Origin of the sequence: Humisphaera borealis, assembly GCF_015169395.1 — a bacterium.
Taxonomy (GTDB): domain Bacteria; phylum Planctomycetota; class Phycisphaerae; order Tepidisphaerales; family Tepidisphaeraceae; genus Humisphaera; species Humisphaera borealis.
The window spans coordinates 6216490-6236888 of sequence record NZ_CP063458.1 but is presented as its reverse complement, the minus strand read 5'-3'; the positions used below and the strand labels follow the sequence as shown (position 1 = coordinate 6236888).

Genomic DNA, 20399 nt, shown 5'->3' with positions numbered 1-20399 from the left:
TGAAGTAGTCAGTCGTCGGTAGTCAGTAGACAGACAATGCGTAAGCGTTCAATGTCGAAAGACTCCCACTGCTGAGTGCCTCGCTCGTCACGCTCGACGATACAAACGCAGGGCTTAACGCCCTGCGGGTCGCAGAGTGGTTCGACTGATCCATCCTTGACAAGCCCATCGGCTTGCCTGGAACGGACAAGAGTTCGAAGAGTTCCGCAATGAGCTCGGAGAGTTCTGTCCTGATCAGCAACCCGATCGGTGATGAAGAGTCTGAATTAGAAGAACCCTTTACGAAGCATATGATTAACGTCTCTGCCGTCCTCGCAACGCGAGTGACGCGGACGACGACTTGAACCTTACATTTACTTGGCAATACAAGCCGAGTACACCGGAAACGATGTACTCGGCCTTTGCTGGTGGCTATACCCGCGGGGCCACACCCGTTCCCATTCCGAACACGGTCGTTAAGCCCGCGGGGCCGATGATACTGCGTCAGCGGGAAAGTAGGTCACTGCCGGCAATTTACATCCCAACGCCCGGCTCTCTTCACCGAGAGCCGGGCGTTGTTCGTTTGGCTACCGCTCACTCTTTTCCTTATCCCCTCGCCGCCCCCCTGCCATCGTGCCTCAGGCTGCGAAAGCCAGCCGCGTCGGATGCTCCGCGAACTCCAATGCCTTACCCGCCTCCAGCGGCTTGGCGAACAGGAAACCCTGCGCCAGCTCCGACCCCAGTGACTGCAACATCGCCAGCTGACCGGTCGTCTCGACTCCCTCGGCCACCAGTGCCATCCCCAGATTCTGCGCCAGCGCGATGATCGCGTTCACGACGGCGGCATAATCACGTCGTTCGCCGACGTTCTGTACGAACGAACGATCGATCTTCAGTCCGCTGATCGGGAATCGGTGAAGGCAGCTCAGGGACGAGTACCCCGTTCCGAAGTCGTCCATGTGGAGTTCGACGCCCAGGCCGCGAATCTGTTTCAGAACCTCAACTGCCCCCTCGGCATCCTGCATGATCGCGTTCTCGGTGATTTCCAGGATGAGCCGATCCGCCGGCAGGCCGGCATCGCCGTAGGCTTGCCGGATCTGGTCCACCAGCGCCGGCGAGCTCAGTTGGCGGCGTGAAAGGTTCACGCTCATCGTGACCCCCTCCATCCGCTCCGGATGGCTCCCCCGCCACTGTGCCAGTTGCCGGCAGGCTTCGCGCATCGTCCAGTTGCCGATCTCGGTGATGACACCGATCTCCTCGGCCAGCGGAATGAATTCCAGTGGCATGACGATACTGCCGTCCGGTCGCCGCCAGCGGATCAGCGCTTCGTAGCCGGCGATCCTGCCGCGCGACAGCGAAACGATCGGCTGGTAGTAAAGCACGAACTGCCCCTCGACGACGGCTCGGCGAAGGTCATTTTCCAGTGTCAGGCGGGCGACTGCGTCGTCGTGCATCTTCTGGTCGAAGAGCACGTAGCGGTTCTTTCCCGCGAACTTGGCGCGGTACATCGCCGTGTCGGCATCGCGAATCATCGCCTCGGCCGTATCGTAGTTCACGAACGACGATGTAACCCCAATGCTCGCGGTGCTGTGTACCAGGTGCCCTTTGATCTCGTGCGGAGCGGCCAGATCGGCCAGCAGGCGTTCGGCGACACGTGCGGCATCGACCTCGGCGGCCAGTCCGTCCAGAAGCACCAGGAACTCGTCTCCACCCAGTCGTGCCGGCAGCATGCCCGCGGCCTCGCCGACCGATGTTCGAGCCAGGCAGTCGGTCGCGCGAGTGGAATCGCGAAGCCGCTCGGCGATCGACATCAGCAGAGCGTCGCCGACGTCGTGCCCCAGGCTGTCATTGACGACCTTGAAGCGGTCGAAGTCGATGAACAGAAGCGCGAATCGGTACGCCGGATCACGCCGCCGCTGGTGCATCGCCTGGTTAAGGCGGTCGATCAGCAGTTCGCGGTTGGCCAGCCCGGTGAGTCGGTCCTGTAGCGCAGTCTGGCGAAGCTCGGCGGTTCGGGCGACGACCAGGCTTTCCAGCTCGACCAGTTTCATCTCGGCGCTGCGGGTCGCAAGCCATTTCTGCGTCAGCGCCGCGGCGAGCTGCCGGGCCTCGACATCATCGAACGGCTTTTTCAGGATGAGCATCCGGTCCGTGGGGCCGAGTTCGCCGGCGATCTCCTCCCAAGAATAGTCGGAATACGCCGTGCAGATGACGATCTGAAGATTCGGATCTGCCTGCCAAAGCCGTTTGATCGTCTGTACACCGTCCCAGCCGGGGGGCATGCGCATGTCGACAAAGGCCAGCATGTAAGGGTCGCCGGCGCGGACGGCGGCTTCCACGAGTTCGAGTGACTGCTGCCCCTGCAGTGCCGATTCGATGCGAAACTCGACGGTCGGACCGGTCGGCGCCTTCACGCCGAACAGGACTGCTTCGTCGTCCTCCATCGCCTCGTCCCGCCGCGCGTCGAGGAGGATCTTGCGGAAGTCTTCATGAATGGCCTCGTTGTCGTCAACGACAAGGATCCGTCGGGGCGAGGCCGATGCGACCGATACGGATGACGGCAGGACAGGGTTCAAGCCGCTACCCCTTTCCAGGTCGAAGTGCCGCGGGCGACGGACGACGCGGTCAGGGCGGCGGTCGATTGATCGGCGGAGCGGATCGGAATCTCGAGGGCGAAAAACGTCGAGCGGCCGCGGGAATCTCGCAGTGTCAAAAGGGTCGCCGAGCGCCCTGGATGTGTTTTCCTGCTTACCGGCATTGCGATCTCCCACGGCTCACTTACCGCCACGTTCCCGAGATGTCTGCGTGAGCAAGGCAATCCGTCCGCCAAGGGGACCTATCCCCGCTGGCGCACCGACCCAGCATCTGCATCGGAATGCCCCTCGCATGACTCAACTTGAATATGGTTAAGAATGCAGCAGCGCACTCCGTCAGTTTCGAGGATGAAACATCGGTTGAATGCACGCCATGGGGGGGTCGGCTCGTCGAGTGACCGATGACAGTCGTTTGACGTTTGAGCCGAAGTTCATTTTGTATTGCAACTCAGTCTCAACGTCGTATAATTCCGATGGTAGTGATAAGGGTGAGTCGGCCCCATGGCCCGTTCCGCTGCCGACCACTCGGAGCCTTCCAATGCAAAAGCCTTGTCAAAGCGAAACTTGCAACGTTTGCCAGAGTCCCTCGACCTGTGCCCTGAACACCTTGGGGATCGGTTGCCGGGGTAACGTGGTCTCCGTCAGCGGCGATTCTGAAGTCCGTCGCCGGCTTTTGGAGATGGGTTTCTGCAATGGGGCGACGGTCGAAGTGATCCGCCGGGCCCCACTCGGCGACCCGATTGAGTTCCGCCTACGCGGTTATCACCTTTCGCTCCGTGGCGAACAGGCCAAGCATGTGACGATCGCACAAACGTAATCGCAACCGAATCGCCGTGGCCTTGAGAAGGCCTGATGCGTAGAGCGTATTGCGTAACGAGGCCCCGGCACGTTACGCAATACGCTCTACTCATTCCTACGCAGCACTCAGCACTCTCGCCTCAGCACTCGCCATGACCTCCAGCCCGCTCGAGTACACACCGCTCCCCGTCTCCCCCGACAAGCCGCTGGTGGTCGCACTGGCTGGCAACCCGAATTCCGGTAAGACGACCATCTTTAACGCCCTGACCGGCCTGCGGCAGAAGGTCGCGAATTACCCCGGCGTCACCGTCGAGAAGAAGACCGGCCGGTGCAAGCTCGGCGACGCCCGCTGGCTCGACGTCATCGATCTTCCCGGAACCTACAGCCTGATCAGCCGCAGCCCCGACGAGCAGGTCGCGATGGAGGTGCTCCGCGGCTTGCGGAACGACACCCCCGCACCCGATGTCGTGATCGTCGTCGTCGATGCCAGCAATCTGCAGCGGAATCTGTATCTGGTCAGCCAGCTCATCGAGCTCGGCCGGCCGATGGTGGTCGCGCTGAACATGACCGACGTCGCCGAGCGGCGCGGGATCTTCGTCAACGCCGAGGCGTTGTCGAAAGAGATCGGCGTGCCGGTGATTCCGGTGGTCGGTCACAAGCGCAAGGGGATCGAAGAACTGAAAGCCGCCGTCGCCCGGGCCGCGATCGCCCCGCTGCCGGCCTGGCCGGTGAAGGACGCGATGCGGGAGGAGCTCCTGCTTCTGGCCGGCGGGCTCGCCGTCGCCGAGGGGGAAGCCGCCGGCTCTCCCGCTGACAAGCCGATCAACCCTCAGCGTTACGAGGCGATCGCCGAACGCCTGCTCATCGGCGATCACGCCCCCGACGTCGCCCCCCTGCTGGCGCGGCCCAGTGTCGATGCCCTTCTCAAAGGCTCGTTCGAACGGCTGAAGGTCCGCGGCATCGACCCGATGCAGGCCGACATCGAAGCCCACTACCAGTGGATCGACGGCCTGTCGTCGCGGGTCACCCGGGCCAGCGGCGCATTCGTCCGCACCGATGGCGCCTTCGCCGACGCCCGTGAGGGCCTGACCGGCGACAAGTCCGCCGACAAGACGCTCCAGTACGCTACACCTACAAGCAACACGACCGAAAAGGTCGACGCGATCCTGGTCCACAAGATCTGGGGATTGCTCATCTTCGCGTCGATCATGTCGGCGTTGTTCGTGAGCATCTTCTGGCTCGCCGAGCCGATCATGGGCTGGGTGGAGGGCCTGATCACCGGCACCGGCGAAAAGCTCACTGGTTCGATGGAGGACGGCGCGCTCAAGAGCCTGATCAGCGACGGCATCTTCAAAGGCGTGGGTGGCGTGGTCGTGTTCGTGCCGCAGATCGCGATGCTGTTCCTGTTCCTGGCGATCCTGGAAGACTCCGGCTACCTCGCCCGGGCGGCGTTTCTGATGGACAAACTGCTCGGCAAGGTCGGCCTGAGCGGCAAGGCATTCATCCCCCTGCTGTCGAGCTTCGCGTGCGCGATCCCCGGCATCATGGCGACCCGCACAATCGAGAATCGCCGGGACCGCCTGGCGACGATCTTCGTCGCGCCGTTCATGAGCTGCTCGGCGCGATTGCCGGTCTACACACTGCTGATCGGCACCTTCTTCGCCGGCTACGGCGCGTTGGCGCAAGGCGGCATCATGCTCGCCTGCTACGTGCTGGGTGTCGTGGCGGCCGTCATCACGGCTTTCTTCTTCAAACGCACGTTCCTCAAGGGCCCCGCCCAGGCGTTCATTCTCGAGCTGCCGAGCTACAAGATCCCGCAGATTTCGCAGGTGATCCGTGTCGTCTGGAGCAACACCGCCAAGTTCCTGACGCGAGCCGGGACGATCATTTTCTGCCTGACCATCATTCTTTGGGCGATGGGGTATTACCCGCGGCTGCCGGAGGACAAGGGTGCAACGATTCGCGATCAGCTCTTGCCAAATGCACAACAGCGGGCCTCACGTGCATTCGTGGAAGAGCGCCTTGCCAACTTGCCTGCCAATACTGTCGTTGAGGTACGCCTCAACGGGACGACGGTAACGTTTGACCATGAAGCGTATCGTTGGTTTGAATCGCGACGCCAGCAATCAGGGCCGAGGATTTCGCCAATCAATCTGACAATCGATGGACGCGCGATCGCCGACGAAGTTTTTGCTGCTCGTTCCCAGGCGATCCTCGATGAGGATGACGAAGTCGCGAGAGCCGTCGCCGCCGCCCAGTCCGAATACTCCATCTCCGGCCGCATCGGCCACTTCATGGAGCCGGCGATCAAGCCGCTCGGGTACGACTGGAAGATGGGCGTTGGCCTCGTCGCCGCGTTCGCCGCTCGCGAGGTGTTCGTCTCGTCGCTTGGCGTCGTCTACAGCGTCGGCGAAGTCGAAGACGATGACAGGCCGCTTCGCGAACACATTCTCGCCGACACCTACCCCGACGGCACCAAGGTCTGGACGCCGCTGGTGGCCGTCAGCCTGCTCGTCTGGTTCGTGCTGGCGATGCAGTGCATGAGCACGCTGGCGATCGTCCGCCGCGAAACCGGCACCTGGCGCTGGCCGCTGGGCATGATGCTTTACATGAATGTCCTGGCGTATGTGGTCTGCCTGATCGTGTATCAGGTGGGGTCGCGGCTGATGGGTACGTAGAACGAAATGTGCATCAGTGACACGGGCTTCCAGCCCGTGCGCGGTGCGTGATGCTTCAGATACCTGTTCCGAACGACGGACCGACTTCTACATCGCTCGCACGGGCTGGAAGCCCGTGTCACTGATGGACGGAATCACGGCGCCCGATTTGATGGGACTCGAAATGTCTCCGCTCCTCCAGCACATCCTCGCCTTGAGTATCGTCGCGGCATGCCTGGGTTATGTAGGCGTGCAGGGGTATCGCGCCATTCGCGGGAAGCGAAGCCGGATTGGGAACTGCTGTTCGAAGGGTTGTGGCGGCGAGAAATCCGCCCCGCCGCCGTCGGGGGACCGCATCGCGTACATCCCGGCGGACATGCTGCGGCGGCGGAAGTAAGAGAGTGCACCTGCGGTGCGACCGCTAATCAGGGGGACCGTTATCGCGGAGGCACCGGGTTGGTGTTTTCCGATTCGGGCATATCGCGCTGTACGACAATTACCAGATCGACATAGTCGTCCTCGCCGGCGGACGGGCCTGCCGCGCCCGGCGATGCTTTGGCCATGGGCGCGGCCCGAAGGCCCGGCTTTGCCGGGGCGGCGCCCGCCGGCATCGAGCTTGCTTCTTTTCTCGCCGTGCGATCCATGAACGGGGCAGGATCGGTGCCCGACTGCGGGTCGTGCGCCTGTGGCGTATTGCCGGGTTTCATCGCGGGGGCTTCGCGCGCCGGAGCCTGCGCCGCCTGGGCGAGCCCGCCGGCCGCCGGGTCCGTCGGTTCTGCCGACCGGCGGATTTCGACGCCCCTGGAGGTCGGGGTTTTGGCCCGCAGGGAAGACGAAAGCTTCTCCGCGGCCTGCGACGGCGTCATCCCGGCGAGCGAGAACTCGCCGAAGCCGGCGACGTAAATCGTTCCCTTGGCGGAGATTCTCATCGGCTGCGTGACCGGGCGATTACTGACCCGCATATCCAGGTAGACGAGTTCGATCGCTTCGTTCGCAGCCAGCGGCGCGGCGGCGCGTTGTTCGGCCTGGAGAGCCTGTTTCGGTGCCGGTGCGGGCGCTGGTAGTGGTGCCGGCGCTGGTAATGGTGCAGGTGCAGGTGCTGGTGCGGATGCCGTGCGGGCGGCGTTCTGGCTGATCGGCGCGGGTGTCGGAGTCGACGGCGTGATCAGTTGGGTGGGAGCGGCCGCCATTGGCATCTCGGGCGCGGGAGTAGGAGCCGCCTCCGCGGGCGCTGGCCTCGGCGAGCCGCTGGCGATTTCATCCTTGCTCTTTGCTGTCGTCTTCTCGACGGCCTGGCCCCGGGTTTTACCGTCCGGTGTCTGGCCTACCCCGGCGACTTCGGTCGGCTTGGGTGGTGCGAGCCCGTCCGCCCCCTTCGAAGGGACGACGGGGGATGACTCTGCCACGCCGCCCGCCGGAGCGGCAGCGGGCGCGGGGGGCGGTTCGGACGGAGCCGGCGTGACCAAGGCCGGAGCGACCTTGGCGGCGGGATCTTTTGCTCCCGGCGTGGCATCGGCGAGCGCGCCCCTGGCGCGATTACCGTCATCCGTCGCCGACGTGAACTTGGCCGCATCTCCGGTGGCAATCTTCTTCGCGGGCGCGGCGGCCGCCGCCCCGAACGACGACTTGAACGCACCACCCTTGGCAGTGCCGTTGCCTGCGTCGCTGGCGTCGCCGTACGCCAAGGCGTATCGCGCCGAGGCCGGCCGGTTCATCGCGGCGACCAGTTCCGCCGCCCGGCTGCGCGGGACGCGCCTGACGATCACCACGTCCTCAACCGCCGGGCCGGCCGCGGCCTTGGCAGCGGCTCGATCAGACGGCGCGGCGACTGGCTTTGGTGTGGCAGCCACTGCAACACCGGGGGCGGGCGAACCGTTGGCGATGCCACCACCGTCAGGCAAAGCGTTGCCCGACGGGGCAAGCGGTCTGGCAGGCCGCTTGTCGGCGAGTTGCCCAGCGACCGTTGCACCGGGCGCGGTGGCACCCGTCGCAGTCGCACCGGCCGCTCCGCCGACAGCGGATGTCTCATCCGACTTCCCATCGCTCCGCTTGCGCTCCGTGGCGATTGGCGCGTCCCCCTGCAACTGACGTTCCGACTGGCCGTCGGGCCTCATCGCCGGCGTCATCGCGACCCGGCTGTACGTCAGCCCCTTCTCCGACAGCAGGGAAAGCACGTCATCGCGGGCGGAAGCCGGGTCGCCGCTGGCGACGACCAGGTAGAACGGTTCGTGGCCGGAGGTATCGGGACCGGCGCCGCCGGCCCCGCCTTCGGGGACGGCCTTGTCTGCCACCTTGTCTGTTGCCGAACGGCGCAGCAGTTCGGGTTCCGGAGACGCTGCGGCAACACGGTCACCGGCGAGCGCTGAGCGAACCTCGTCCAGATTGCGCACGTGGTCGGCCGCGCCGGCCATGCGGAGACGCCGAAGCTCGTCGACGGCTGTATTGGAGATCGCGAGCTGTGCCTTGGCGGTCGCGCCAGCGCCGCTGGCTTCGGCAAGGCCATTGCCGCGGGAGGCCGGTTCGCTCTTGATCGCGACCGGTCGCGAGTTGCCCGGCATCGTGATGTTGTAGCCGACGATGCCAATCCCACTGGCGAGCAGTGCGATCGCCGCCGCGGCGCGAATACGGCCCCAGCGGCTGAGGCGGAAGTTTCCCGTCTCGGGGTTGATGTCGTATCCGGTTCCCGATGAACCGCCGGCTCCGTCGGTCAGTGTCGAAACCGATGACAGCAGCTCCTGGCGCTCGAGCTGAGACTGGACATTTTCGTAGAGGTCAAGCGGGGCGACTTCGCGCGGCAACAGCCGCAGCAGCCGACGGCCTGCGGACAGTTCGTCCAGCAGCTTGCGGTGCTTGGGGTTGGCCTCGATGTGGCGTTCGATTTCGGCGCGGCCGGATTCATCCAGCTCGCCTTCGATGTAGGCCAGCAGCTTGGCTTCGGTCTGTTCTTGAGGGTTCTCGGGCATTCGATCAGTAGGCAGTAGGCAGTAGGCAGTAGGCAGAAAAGAACTTCAAATGAACATGGTCTTTTCTGCCTACCGCCTACTGCCTACTGCCTACTTCCTACGTCATATACGCTTTCAACTCATCCCGGAGCGCCAGACGGGCCCGGAAGAGCCGGCTCTTGAGGGTGCCCAGCGGCAGGCCGAGGATGTCGGCCATCTGCTGGTAGTCAAAGCCCTCGATGTCGCGCAGGACCAGTACCGCGCGGTACTCGGCATCGAGCCGGCCCAGCGCGCTCAGCACCTGCTGGTCGCGCTCGCGCCGCTCGATCTCGGCATCCGGCGTGTCGGAATGGCGGGCGACGCGATCGACCAGGCTCGAGGCCTGGTCGTCGTTTCGTCCACCCGCCCCGCCGCCGCCCGCCCGGCCACCACTCATCGGTGCGTCCAGCGAGAAGGTCCGGGCTCTCTGCACCTTGCGAAGCTGGCTGATCGCCAGGTTCATCGCGATGCGGAAGAGCCAGGTGTACGGCGAGGCGTCGCCGCGAAAGCTCTCGATCTTCATCAGGCCGCGGGTGAACGCTTCCTGAGTGACTTCGAGGGCCTCGTCGCGGTCGCCGACCAGGCGAAGGACGGCGTTGAACAGACGGTCCTGATACAGGATCACGATCTGCCCGTACGCCGACTTATCGCCGGCCTTGGCCCGCCTGAGCATCGCCACGTCGGGTCGGGCAGCCTGGTCGGCGGAAGCGGGCAAGCCGCTTTCGTCGATCAGGTCGGCCGCGTCGTCATGGGTTCCACTCAGGCTCGACATCGGGTTAGACGTAGGAGAAGCCGAAAGGTTCCCGCGGAAGCTGGCGCTTTCTTCGCGGAGGGTTTGCGGCCCTTTTTGACCGTTGGCGGGCTGCTTTTCACCCACAGGCAAGTTCCTGCCGGCCTTCCTTGACCGGCTGTCAGAGGCAGGAGTTTGCTCGGGCGTCGGCTTGCTTACCGAGGCCAAGCTACTATGCCAGCGTGGGCGCACAGCGTCAACGTCGGGGGATTCCGGTGTTTCGGCGTGGTTAACCTGGGTATCCGCTTCGGTTTCGGCAGCATTGGGAGTCCTTGGGGAGAGGAACATGGCACGTCCGTGTTACGGGAAAGGACCGGCGAGTCTTAGAGCAGAACGCGCCGCGACAGGTGAAGTCGCGGTAGAGGGATAAAGGTTCAAACGACAGTGGAGGATGCGCGGCGCGCGGAAGCGTTTCTAAAACACGGGGACTTGCAACCCCTGCTCGGTTCGTACTAATGAGCCCAACGCGCGACACCCATCCCTTGGGGATGGCGCTAAAAGGGTCGTATGGTGCGCGGCACGCTCGCTTGAAATCGCATGTCAGAATCGTCCAGCCCACCCAATGATGCCTTAGCGCACGCGTCCGAACCGGTTCGGGTCGATTCTGATCTGTTTCGGAGTCGGGGATCCTGGCGCAACGAGTTCGAATGCAGGATCGGCAACAGTTTTGACGGAAGAATCACCTTCGAAGTCGGCTGCTTTGACGCCGGGTTTCTCTGCACGATCGCCGCCAGGCATCCGACCATGGGATTCGTCGGGATCGACTGGAAGGTGAAGTCGCTGAACGAGGGCGCGTCGCGTGTCGCCGCGATGGGGTTGAAGAACGTCGTCCTGCTTCGCGGCCGGGCTCAGGACCTGCGGCAGATCTTCGCCGACGGCGAAGTCGACGAGGTGTGGGTGTTCCATCCGGAACCGTGTGATGAGCCGAACCAGCTCAAGAATCGCCTGATCGCCGAGCCGTTTCTGGGGGACGTTCATGCGGTGCTTCGGCCGGGCGGAGCTCTGGTCATCAAGACCGACCACCCCGGGTACTACCAGTGGGTGCTCGGGCTGCTCGGCCTGCCGGAACCGGCATGGTTCGAGGCGGCCCGGCAGAAGAAGAGTGTCGAGAATGGAACGCCACGGGTTCGCGCCCGCGATCTGATGCGGCCAGCGGATGTGCCAGGGCCCAGTAGCCGCATCGCGAGCCAGTTTGAAATCGCCATGACGTCGGCCGACTTCTGGAACGACCCGGCCGCGATGGAGCACGTGCAGGGCCGCAGCTTCGCCGGCGAGAAGACCTTGTTCGAATCGAAGTTCGTGCGGAAGCGACTGCCGATCTACTACGCCGAGCTGCGCCGGCGGTAACCCTGTGTTTTTCGTCCGTCGGCAGGACCGGAATGGAAATTGGCGGTCCGTTGAGGGTTGCAGTGTGTATGATTCATGGTGTCGCGGCCGCTTGAGCTGACAGACCATCCACTTCAAGGCGGGATTATGAAACGAACCTACACCGGCGTTGTTCGAGTATTCGTATCGGTCCTGTGCATCGGCGTCCTGTCATCGCAGACGCTGACTGCCGCCGACAAGGCGGAGAAGCCGACCGACAAGGCCGCCGAGAAAACCGTTAAGTTTCCCGCGCCTGTCGTCAACCAGATTCTCAAAGGTTGGAACGGCGTCGATTGGGGCACTCCGCTCGACAAGTTTAAGACGAAGTTTCCCAAGGCGGCCCAAGGGCCTACCGGACGATGGACGACGGGCAACGGCAATGAAACCCTCGCCGGCGTTGCGGGCAATGTGCTGTACGGCTTCAACAAAAAGGGAGAGTTCAACGCCGTTACGTTCGAACCGGTCGAGGCCGAGAGAACGCTGCTGCGTGATAAGCTGATTGATGCCGGCGTTCTCCGCGAAGCGGTCAAGCCCAACTGGCAGAACAGCGGCGTGAGCTTTATCTGTGTCGAAACCAATGACGGTCAGATCGCGGTGATTCTGCATGCGAAGTACGCCGACCCGAAGGAGAAGAAGACGTGAGTGAAATGACGTTCGAGTTCGAACTGACCGAAGGCCATGAACACATCGCGCTGTGCGATCTGCTGAAGCTGGTGGGATTGTCCGAAAGTGGTGCCGCCGCCAAGCATCTGATCGCCGAAGGCGGCGTAAAGGTGGACGGCGTGGTCGAGACGCGCAAGCGGTGCAAGATCAAGAGGGGGCAGGCGGTGACGATTGAGGGTGGTAGCGTAAAGGTCGGGTGACGACGCTTCACCTTGGGGCGCAGCGTCTGCCGCCGTCCGCCGCGGGGAAACGCGGACGCGACGCTTTCCAGGGAACGCAGTATAGAGAGCATGACCCCTACCGCCCTTCGCCGCCTCGTGATGGTTGTGGCGTTCTGCTGTGTTGCCGTCGGCGCGTCCGGGTCGCGGGTTCACGCGGCCGAAGCGGCACCCAGCGATCCGTTGGGCATCCTTCGCAAGCCGATTCCTGAAAAGCTGGTCGTCCTGACGTTCGACGACAGTTGCGCGAGCCATGCGACGTATGTCGGACCGCTCCTCAAGAAGTATGGATTCGGTGGAACGTTTTATGTCAGTGACGCGTTCGCGTTCCGAACGCGAAAAGACTGGTACATGACCTGGGAGCAGATCAAGCGTCTCGACGAGATGGGCTTTGAGATCGGGAACCATACGCTTGGCCACGGACAACTCAGTGCGACAGGCCTCGATGGGTGTCTCCGCGCCGTGACCGGCCTGGAAGAACAGTGCACCACCCATCGCGTGACACGACCCACGACCTTCTGCTGGCCGTTCTACAGCGTCAATAGCCGCCTTTACGACGGGCTGATTGCCAGGGGGTATCTGTTTGCGCGGGGCGGACACAACAAACCCTACAAGCCGACGGCAGACAACCCGTTTGACGCCCCATCGTTCAGCATCAGTGACGGCGACATCAAGCGGGACAGCGAAGTGTTCTACAAGGCGGTGAAACAAGCGACACCGGGACAGGTGGTTGTCCTGACGTTTCACGGAGTGGCCGATGGTGAACACCCGACCGTGGGGCTCGACCCGGCCGTGTTTGAAACGTATGTCCGGTATCTCAAGGACAACCAGTACACCGTGATCTCGATGCGCGACCTGGCGGCGTACGTGGAGCCATCGAAGGCGGCGCAGTTGCTGTCGCGCCCGCCGTTCGTTCCCTGGGGCGAGCGCTCGCCGGCGTGGGGATGGGTGACCGCCAGGGACAACCTGCTCTACCTCTGCGTCGACAAGTTGCCTGCCGACCGTCAACTGACGCTTCCGGCGATGACGACACGGATTTCAGCTGCCTGGTTCCTGGCGGATACCAAAAAACAGCCGCTGGTCGTCACCCGGAAGGGTTCGGGAATTCAGACGGTGACGGTGCCCGAGTTTTCCACTGCGGCGTACGGCGAGAAGCCGACGGTGATCGTGGCCGAGCTGACCGGTGGCCCCGTCGCAACCCTCCTGGACTTTGTCTTTCCGGGGTTGCCCGAACCCGAGTTTGCCGGCGACGAGATTCGGGTGCAGGTGCCCCTTGCTACCGATCTCACGAAGCTCGCGCCGGTCTACAACACCGGTTCACCGCTGGTCACCGGGAAGCCTGTCTCGGGCACCCAGGGGGACTTCAGCGGTCCGCAGAAGTACACGATCGCGGCACCCGACGGCTCGACCAGGGTCTACACCGTGAAGGTCACTCCGACGGCCGGCGTCGTCGGCCTGTCCAGCCCCAGCTTCGAGCGGTACGACCTGGACAATGATCGGAACGAAACGCTCGGTCGGAATCCCACCGGAACGACCTGGACGTTTCACAAGCCGGCCGGCGGTGGAGAACTGGGCATCAAGAACCTGGCGGAGACCGGCTATCCGCCCCCCGCCCCCGATGGAACGCTGCACTGTGTTTTTATGCGCGGCGAGGGCAACGGCGTATCGCAGGCGGTAACGTTCGATAAGGGGAGCTACACGATCGGCCTGGATGTGGCCAAACGCCGCGGGTACGAGAAGACCGCGGCATCGTTGACCCTCACGCTGGATGGCGCAACGGTGTTCACGATTGACGCGTCGAACATTGTCGAGGCGTGGAAGCACTTCGAATCGCCGGCCATTCCCGTGCCGGCGGGCGTTCATGTCGTAGGCATTGTCGTCGGCGGCGGTGGAATGGACCTGATTGACAATGTCGTGCTGAAGCACGCCAGGCAATAGAGCAGCAGATCGACCGGACCGGACGGAATCATCGCGTGCCATCGCAGGCATTGCCGCCCTTCACTCCTCGTTCTTCTTCTCAGCCGGTTTGGTCGTCGGCTTCTCCTGGCTCTTAGGGGCCAGCTTGCCGCTCTTGAGGTCCTTCAGCAGGGGCTCGATCACGTCGGACGGGATGGCGTAGCTTTCGACGCGACCGGCGCGGGCGATGTTGATGCCGATCGCCTTGCCGTCGAGCGTGACCAGCGGGCCGCCGCACATCGCGGGCGTCAGTACCGTGTCGTGCTGGAGTACGGCGGGGAAGTTGGCGTTTCGCAGACTAAGCGCGCCGCCCATCTGGTTCATCATCTCGGCCCGGGCACCAGGGCCGACCCCGCCGACCAGCTTGGCTTCGACCTGCAGTTCCTTCTCGCCGCGTTTGACCGCCAGCTTTACCGTCTGGCCGGGCATGTAGGAACGGATGGTCTCGATCAGCGCTTCACGGCTGCCGACGTCCTTGGCGTTGACGGCGGCGATCACGTCATCGACCCGCAGGCCGGCTTTCTCGGCGGGGCTGTCGGGGACCACCTGCATCACCTTCGCCCCGCCGGCCCCGTCGGCGAGCATCACGCCGAGCAAGCCGCTGCGGGCGGGGATCTTTCGGCGATCGACCGACAGCACGCCCAGCGCCATCGGCGAGTCGGACATGCCCGGCGTAATCACCCACTGCCCGACACTTGCCTTCTTAGCGTCCGTCCAGGCGATCGCCGTCAGTCCTTCGGCGTCGATCTTCAGCATCGCCAGGTCATGGTCTTCGGCGACGCCGACGATGGTCGCCTGCTTCTCCGTGCCGTCGCGCAGGCGGACTGCCACGTCGCCGGTCAGTTCGCTCGCCTTGGTGAGGATGTAGCCGTCCTTGGCGACGACCGTGCCGTAGGCGATGTCTTTTCCGCCGGACCGCACCTTGACGGTGGCGAGGTTTGCCGAGCTGACGACTTCCTTGAAGGCGTCCTTGATCCCGTTGCCGTTCTTCGACAATTCCCGGTCGGGACCGCGGAACCGCTGCGCCTGGGCCGGCTGTCCGAGCAGGCCCGCGATCAGGAGCGAACCGGCGAGCATCAGTTTGAACTTCGAGTTCCAGGTACGCATGAATGTCCTTGAATGGGGGACCGGCCCCGAACCAGAATCCATCAGTTGTTTCGCTTGAACAGGCGCGCCTACTCGCGCGGACGTCGTGCCAGAGTCGCACTCAGTTCCATCTTCTTGCCGTTGCGAACCAGTTCGATCGCGACCTTGTCGCCGACGGACTTTCGACTGATCGACTGGGCCAGTTCTTCGAGAGACTGAACCGGTTTGCCATCGAACCCGACGACGATGTCGCCGGGCTTGATGCCGGCTTTCTCGGCAGGGCTGCCGGGGGTGACGGTGCCGATGACCGCCCCGCCGTTGCCTTCGGCCGATTCGCCGCCGATGCCCAGCATCGGGCCGCGCGGGGTGAGGAAGGCAAAGGTGCTGCCCCACGATTCACCGCGGACGAGCCGGTCCCACGTTTCGACATAGGTGTCGGACGGGGTGTGCATGTTGTTCAGCGTTGAAGGGCCGATGCGGCTGTGGATCGCGACGACATTGCCGTCGAGATCAAACAGCGGGCCGCCGGAGTCGCCGCCGACGAGCGTGCAGTCGGTCATGACGAAGTTGTCGGAGCCGTTGACCGCAAGCACGCGGCCGAGGCGCAGGACGGGCGGCCGGTTGCGCTGGTAGCCGCCGGGGTGGCCGAGCGCGAGAACCCACTGCCCCTTCTTAAGGTCGGCCGACTTGCCGATTTTGACGCTGGGGTAGGTCCCCTTGTCGGTGATCTTGATGAGCCCCGAGTCGATCTTGGAGTTGACGCCCAGGCTCCTGGCGCGAACGCGACGGCCGTCGGTGAGAATGAGCGACATATCGCGACCGGGCTCGCCGGATACGTGGCCGGCGGTGAGCACGAAGCCGTCGCTGCCGACGATGACGCCGCTACCCTGTCCGGAACCGGCCTGAACGCCCACGACGGCCGGAAGCACCTTTTTGGTGATCTCGGCGACCCGGGCTTCGAGCGCCTTGAGGTCGTCGAGTGACTCGGGAATCGCGTTGATCGACTTGAGTTCGCTCTTGCCAGCCACCGGGGCCTTGGGGATCCCCACCTCGACCGCGGGGGCCGTCGCCGGCTTGGTGGTGGGTTTGCTGGCCGGTGCGGTCGTCGGCTTGGCGGGCTTATCCTGGGCCAGGACAGTGGAGGTTTGGAAGCCGACACTCAGCCCCGTCGCCAGGACGGCCGACAGAACCGAAGCCAACAGGGGACGCGTTGCGCGAAACTTCATGATCGCGTGTCCTTTCAGGAACGCCCGCAGGTTCGAGGATTGCGAACGCCAGACGTTTACGTGCGGTCGATTCTAACTACCACGCCCGACGGGCCGGCGCTGCGACGAACCAAGATTGCCGCCGTTTTAGCAACCCGGCGTGGCAATTGGGGGATTATAGCCACTCTGCGCCGGGTCATGGCGATGGTGTCGATCGCGCGGATGCGCCGGCCTCACCGAAACAGCCGGGTACACCGGCAGTTCAGCCGGCAAGTGGGCGCGCAACCATCGCATCCCGCAACCCATCATCGTTGCGACCACCCGGCAGAATCTTCCCCCGGCTCAGTTCCTGGCCGACTCCAGCCGGGAAATCGCACGATCAAGGTTCGCTCGGGCGGCGTCTTCGTAGGCGGCTTTGAAACAGGTCGCGCCGTAGATTGCCGGCCGGGCCAGGAACGCCCGCAGCACCTTCAACCGGCCCGTGCGGTAATCCTGCCAGGGGACGTGAGCGTACTCGGCGCGAATCGCCGCGTCGTAGCGATCGAACCGATCGGCGGGCTTGCCGAGAATCGACAGGTCGATGTCAACCATCAGCCGGCCCTCGGGTGTCGCCGGTTCGGCCCGATGGGCTGTATCGAGAATAAGCCTGCCGACGGTCGCGATGACGTCCGGCGATTCGCCGAGCTGACCCAGCCGAGCCGCCGCCAGGTCTGCCGAGGCGGCTTCGTTGTCGTGACGGGCGGCGTCGTAGATCGCATCGTGGAACCAGATCGCCAGGGCGATCGAGCGATGGCCGCGAGTGCTCAGGTCACCGGCGACGGCCGCGAGCTCCGCCAGGCATTCGTGAAGATGCTCGACATTGTGATAGTGACGCGCGGGCGCCGACCAGAGCGTGAGCAACTCGTCCAAGACCTCTGTGGCCAACGGACCGCCCACCGGGGCGCAGGCCGCCCAGCTGCGTTCGAGATCCGTGCGGAGCTTCTCCTGCATGCGATCACCTGTTGGATCACCGGCTACTTCTTGCGGCGGTAGTGAATGGTCATGAATGTGATCCGCGATCCGTCATCCGGCAGGAACGACGCCGTGAAAATGCGGTGGTCGGACGAGACGATCTCGATCGCGTCGCGATACCGGACCGTCTTGTTCGGATCGGCGAACGACGGGCCGTCGGATTCCATGTTGATCACGTTACCTTCGACGGTCACCTCGTAGACCCAGAGCCTGGCCATCATCGAGCCGATCCAGGTACCGACGTATTTCCCCAGCGCCGGGTCATAGCCGAGGGTCACGATCATCGTGGCCTCGCCGCCATCGGGCATCTTCCCCTTGCCTTCGCCGATCACCCAGAGTCCGCCGAGCGAGCGGACGGTTTCCGTCCCCGACATCTTCTCAGGCGGGCTGTCGGGGCCCATTAGCGCTTCGCCGTCGTAGGTCCATTCACCGACGAGTTGCTGAAGGAAGGCATGTTGCGGTTCGGGTTTGGTGTGCATAAAGACTCCAGTTGCGGGGAAAGCAGGTCGCGTTTGTTCATCAGAAGTAACGCCACCGGCGTCACGGGTGCAACCGCAAAAAGCGTTCGTACACTGGAAGCGGCAGATACTTTTTCAGCACGGTTTTCCAACCCGCCGGGCCGATCAGCCCTTTGACGAAACTGGAGCTCACTTCGACCAGTTCGCGCGGCGGAACCATGAACACGGTTCGCACGTCGCTGTCGAGTTCGGCATTCACGTAACGCATGCCCCGCTCGTACGCGTAGTCCTGTTCGTTGCGCACCCCACGGAGGATGAAGTCGGCCCCCACCTGCTTGGCGTAATGCACCAGGAACATGTTCTCGTAGCTGGCGATCGTGACGTTGGCGCAATGCGCGGTCGATTCCCGAAGCATCGCCAGACGTTCATCGAGGTCGAAGAGGTACTTCTTGTCTGGGTTCACGCCGATCGCGACGACGAGCTCGTCGAACAATTCGCCTCCGCGTTCGACCATCCAGAGATGGCCGAGGGTGATGGGATCGAAACTACCGGCGTAAACGGCTCGTCGCATGGCGGACGATGATACCGTGTCCACGCCATGCCCACATGTGGATCGGTCGCACCCAACTGTCCCTCCTTCGAGTTGCCCCTCGGTCGTTGCCGTCATAGCCTCTGACGCGTGGAACCACCTGGGACGACCTGCACCGCCGGGCCGCGCATCCGGCAACCCCTGCTGGTCGTGCTGCTGTCATTGGCGGTGGCGCTTATCCCGGTGCTGCCGATGATCCCGATGCTTCAGCCGGCTCAGTGGCCGAATCATCCCGACGTGGATAGCGTGGCGTGGTCGATCGCACAGTGCGGTCGATACTTTTCGGTCCACGAGCAGTTTCCGGTGGCGATCGACAGTGAGCGATTTGCGGGCAACGCGCAACCGGTCTTTTACGCACCGATTCTCTTCCCAGGGTTGGGTTTGATCAGCAACGTCGCCGGTGCGGCCGGGTCGCTGCGAATGGCCGTGCTTGCCGTGTGGGCGTTGCAGTTTTGCCTCGTTTATAGGATCGGCCGATGCGTGAGCGGCCGGCCCGTCTGGTCGATCGGCGTTGCGACACTGGTCAGTTGGACGATCTACCCGCTCAACAACCTGTATCATCGGGGCGGCCTTGCCGAGTTCATCGCGACGGGGCTGTTGACCTGCGCGCTGTGCGCGGGATGCCTGGCGCTGCTGGAACGCAGGCGGGCGATGAAGGTTGCACTGTTTCTGCTATGTGCGTGGTGCGGCGCGCTCGCCGCGGGATCGCACAGCATCACGGCGGTGCTGGGCGGGCTGGCCGCGGGGTGCCTGGCGTTGGCGGCTCTCCCGGTCGGACTGAAACGGTTACGGCAGGATGCTCGTCCGAAGGATGCCTCGCCAGGTCAGGTGCGGTTGCGACCACCGCGCCAGCGCCGCAGGGCGCTGCTGGGGCTCATCGGCGTCGTTGGACTAACGGCCGCCCCGTGGCTGCACGCAACAGCACTCTACGGCGGTCGAGTGTCTGTCGCGGGAATGACAGGCGTCCTGGTGCACGAACCATTGCACGACAGCATCTGGGTAAGGCTCATGCCGCTGCCGCTGAATGCGTCGCCTGATCTCTGGCCTCACAACAACCCACAGCTCAATTCACCACTCCTCGTGCTCCTGGGATGGACGTTATTCCGCTTGGCACGAACCTGTCGCACCGCTACGGGCGTGAACCGGCGGCGCATGGTGATCAAGTGGTTTCAATGGGGAACGCTCCTTCGGGTTTCGCTGGCGTTGCTGGCGATCTCACTTGTGCTCTCGACGAGCGCGACATTGATTCACGCGCTTCCCAAGGCATTCTCGTTCATCCAGTACGCTTACAGGCTCATCAGCTACAGCAACCTGGCGATGTTGTCGGCACTGTTGGCGGCAACCGCGATTCTTGGGAACTCACCCGTTTCAGGACGTTCTCAGTTAATGACGCTTGCCGTCTGGACGATCGCCATCGGTCTGTCTGCCACCGGGCTGGCGATGAAGACGAGGTACGCCTTTCAGACCCTGGTACCGGCGGAGCTGTCCGCACAGTGGGAACAGGACGCCGACTTCATCGCCCGTGCGCCCGCGCGATATCACGCGCATAAAGCGTATGCCGTTTCCGACGATTCTCGCCTGCTCGCCAACGAACCGCCCGCCACTTTGAAAGGAGTTCGGGCGGTGGCGTTGCCGGTCGGAACCGGGTCGCAGTTCGGCGTCGCCCAGCCGATCGACGTTCAGCAAGACGCCGGAGGCTGGGTGCAGACGAGTGTCCTGGCGTTTCCGTGGAACCAGATGTTCGTCGATGACCAGCCCGTTTCCCCCGAGCGGGTTCGAGAGGTGAACCAGCAGTTGGCGGTCTATGTGCCCGATGGCACGCACCGCGTCGGCTATCGCCCGCAGCCGGACGCGGCCTGGCTGCGGCTTCGCGCGATGGGAATGGGGGTGTTCGTCGGGCTGTCCGTGGTCGCGGTGCTGTCGTGGTTTGTGGTGCTTTGTCGGCTGCCGCGCATCGGTCGCCGAGTTTGATTTAGATCTGGGAACAGGGCCGAGCTGGAGCTCGGCGTTCCCAAGGTGGTGTATGTGAACTGCCTTTGCGAGGGGGTT

The 20399-nt window shown here is 63.8% G+C and carries 16 protein-coding genes and 1 rRNA gene; 9 read left to right on the top strand and 8 right to left on the bottom strand.

The window, feature by feature from the left end:
• Window positions 1-403: 403 nt before the first annotated feature.
• Window positions 404-511: ribosomal RNA gene (gene rrf / locus IPV69_RS23445) — 5S ribosomal RNA — on the top strand.
• 106 nt (window positions 512-617) lie between these two features.
• Here rrf and IPV69_RS23440 read toward each other — a convergent pair.
• Window positions 618-2555 carry a putative bifunctional diguanylate cyclase/phosphodiesterase gene (locus tag IPV69_RS23440; protein ID WP_206292157.1) on the bottom strand — a complete coding sequence of 646 codons (1938 nt, stop codon included), beginning with the start codon at window positions 2553-2555 and terminating at the stop codon, window positions 618-620.
• A gap of 625 nt (window positions 2556-3180) precedes the next feature.
• On the opposite strand from IPV69_RS23440, the gene IPV69_RS23435 reads away from it, so the two are divergent.
• The 3 genes from IPV69_RS23435 (at window position 3181) to IPV69_RS23425 (ending at window position 6425) form a co-directional block, all read left to right on the top strand.
• On the top strand, window positions 3181-3390 hold the full coding sequence (locus IPV69_RS23435; protein WP_206292156.1) for a FeoA family protein: 210 nt from the start codon (window positions 3181-3183) through the stop codon (window positions 3388-3390).
• Between the two features lie 133 nt (window positions 3391-3523).
• Window positions 3524-6049: a ferrous iron transport protein B gene (feoB, locus tag IPV69_RS23430; protein ID WP_206292155.1), complete on the top strand. Its 2526-nt coding sequence runs from the start codon at window positions 3524-3526 to the stop codon at window positions 6047-6049.
• Window positions 6050-6212: 163 nt separating this feature from the next.
• Window positions 6213-6425: a hypothetical protein gene (locus IPV69_RS23425; protein ID WP_206292154.1), complete on the top strand. Its 213-nt coding sequence runs from the start codon at window positions 6213-6215 to the stop codon at window positions 6423-6425.
• Between the two features lie 40 nt (window positions 6426-6465).
• On the opposite strand, the gene IPV69_RS23420 is transcribed toward IPV69_RS23425, so the two are convergent.
• Entirely contained in the window at window positions 6466-8991 is a 2526-nt protein-coding gene (locus IPV69_RS23420) for a hypothetical protein (RefSeq protein ID WP_206292153.1), read from the bottom strand.
• Between the two features lie 97 nt (window positions 8992-9088).
• The gene (locus IPV69_RS23415) at window positions 9089-9781 is read right to left on the bottom strand and encodes a sigma-70 family RNA polymerase sigma factor (RefSeq protein WP_206292152.1); all 693 of its coding nucleotides are present in this window, start codon (window positions 9779-9781) and stop codon (window positions 9089-9091) included.
• A 555-nt stretch (window positions 9782-10336) separates the two neighbouring features.
• Between IPV69_RS23415 and trmB the strand changes: the two genes are divergently transcribed.
• The 4 genes from trmB to IPV69_RS23395 all read left to right on the top strand — a co-directional run bounded on the left by trmB (window position 10337) and on the right by IPV69_RS23395 (window position 13983).
• Complete coding sequence (trmB, locus tag IPV69_RS23410) at window positions 10337-11146, top strand: tRNA (guanine(46)-N(7))-methyltransferase TrmB (RefSeq protein ID WP_206292151.1); 810 nt, start codon at window positions 10337-10339, stop codon at window positions 11144-11146.
• A 126-nt stretch (window positions 11147-11272) separates the two neighbouring features.
• Window positions 11273-11806, top strand: coding sequence for a hypothetical protein (locus IPV69_RS23405; protein ID WP_206292150.1), 534 nt, complete (start codon window positions 11273-11275; stop codon window positions 11804-11806).
• Between the two features lie 5 nt (window positions 11807-11811).
• Window positions 11812-12027, top strand: coding sequence for a ribosome-associated protein YbcJ (gene ybcJ / locus IPV69_RS23400; RefSeq protein WP_206295662.1), 216 nt, complete (start codon window positions 11812-11814; stop codon window positions 12025-12027).
• Window positions 12028-12117: 90 nt separating this feature from the next.
• Entirely contained in the window at window positions 12118-13983 is a 1866-nt protein-coding gene (locus IPV69_RS23395; protein ID WP_206292149.1) for a polysaccharide deacetylase family protein, read from the top strand.
• Window positions 13984-14043: 60 nt separating this feature from the next.
• Here IPV69_RS23395 and IPV69_RS23390 read toward each other — a convergent pair whose 3' ends face one another.
• The 5 genes from IPV69_RS23390 to coaD form a co-directional block, all read right to left on the bottom strand.
• Window positions 14044-15108 carry a S1C family serine protease gene (locus IPV69_RS23390; protein WP_206292148.1) on the bottom strand — a complete coding sequence of 355 codons (1065 nt, stop codon included), beginning with the start codon at window positions 15106-15108 and terminating at the stop codon, window positions 14044-14046.
• A gap of 68 nt (window positions 15109-15176) precedes the next feature.
• Window positions 15177-16313, bottom strand: a complete 1137-nt coding sequence (locus IPV69_RS23385) for a S1C family serine protease (protein ID WP_206292147.1) — start codon at window positions 16311-16313, stop codon at window positions 15177-15179.
• Window positions 16314-16634: 321 nt separating this feature from the next.
• The gene (locus tag IPV69_RS23380) at window positions 16635-17282 is read right to left on the bottom strand and encodes an HD domain-containing protein (protein WP_206292146.1); all 648 of its coding nucleotides are present in this window, start codon (window positions 17280-17282) and stop codon (window positions 16635-16637) included.
• A gap of 23 nt (window positions 17283-17305) precedes the next feature.
• Window positions 17306-17782 carry a DUF1579 domain-containing protein gene (locus IPV69_RS23375; protein WP_206292145.1) on the bottom strand — a complete coding sequence of 159 codons (477 nt, stop codon included), beginning with the start codon at window positions 17780-17782 and terminating at the stop codon, window positions 17306-17308.
• A 61-nt stretch (window positions 17783-17843) separates the two neighbouring features.
• Window positions 17844-18332, bottom strand: a complete 489-nt coding sequence (gene coaD, locus IPV69_RS23370) for a pantetheine-phosphate adenylyltransferase (RefSeq protein ID WP_206292144.1) — start codon at window positions 18330-18332, stop codon at window positions 17844-17846.
• Between the two features lie 108 nt (window positions 18333-18440).
• Between coaD and IPV69_RS23365 the strand changes: the two genes are divergently transcribed.
• Complete coding sequence (locus IPV69_RS23365) at window positions 18441-20321, top strand: hypothetical protein (RefSeq protein WP_206292143.1); 1881 nt, start codon at window positions 18441-18443, stop codon at window positions 20319-20321.
• Window positions 20322-20399: the final 78 nt, after the last annotated feature.

Bases quoted from the DNA above. Each gene is read 5' to 3' on its own strand.
- IPV69_RS23380 (WP_206292146.1), bottom strand. From the start codon at position 17,282: ATGCAGGAGAAGCTCCGCACGGATCTCGAACGCAGCTGGGCGGCCTGC.
- coaD (WP_206292144.1), bottom strand. From the start codon at position 18,332: ATGCGACGAGCCGTTTACGCCGGTAGTTTCGATCCCATCACCCTCGGC.
- IPV69_RS23375 (WP_206292145.1), bottom strand. From the start codon at position 17,782: ATGCACACCAAACCCGAACCGCAACATGCCTTCCTTCAGCAACTCGTC.
- IPV69_RS23420 (WP_206292153.1), bottom strand. From the start codon at position 8,991: ATGCCCGAGAACCCTCAAGAACAGACCGAAGCCAAGCTGCTGGCCTAC.
- IPV69_RS23385 (WP_206292147.1), bottom strand. From the start codon at position 16,313: ATGAAGTTTCGCGCAACGCGTCCCCTGTTGGCTTCGGTTCTGTCGGCC.
- ybcJ (WP_206295662.1), top strand. From the start codon at position 11,812: ATGACGTTCGAGTTCGAACTGACCGAAGGCCATGAACACATCGCGCTG.
- IPV69_RS23395 (WP_206292149.1), top strand. From the start codon at position 12,118: ATGACCCCTACCGCCCTTCGCCGCCTCGTGATGGTTGTGGCGTTCTGC.
- IPV69_RS23415 (WP_206292152.1), bottom strand. From the start codon at position 9,781: ATGTCGAGCCTGAGTGGAACCCATGACGACGCGGCCGACCTGATCGAC.
- trmB (WP_206292151.1), top strand. From the start codon at position 10,337: ATGTCAGAATCGTCCAGCCCACCCAATGATGCCTTAGCGCACGCGTCC.
- IPV69_RS23425 (WP_206292154.1), top strand. From the start codon at position 6,213: ATGTCTCCGCTCCTCCAGCACATCCTCGCCTTGAGTATCGTCGCGGCA.
- IPV69_RS23390 (WP_206292148.1), bottom strand. From the start codon at position 15,108: ATGCGTACCTGGAACTCGAAGTTCAAACTGATGCTCGCCGGTTCGCTC.
- feoB (WP_206292155.1), top strand. From the start codon at position 3,524: ATGACCTCCAGCCCGCTCGAGTACACACCGCTCCCCGTCTCCCCCGAC.
- IPV69_RS23405 (WP_206292150.1), top strand. From the start codon at position 11,273: ATGAAACGAACCTACACCGGCGTTGTTCGAGTATTCGTATCGGTCCTG.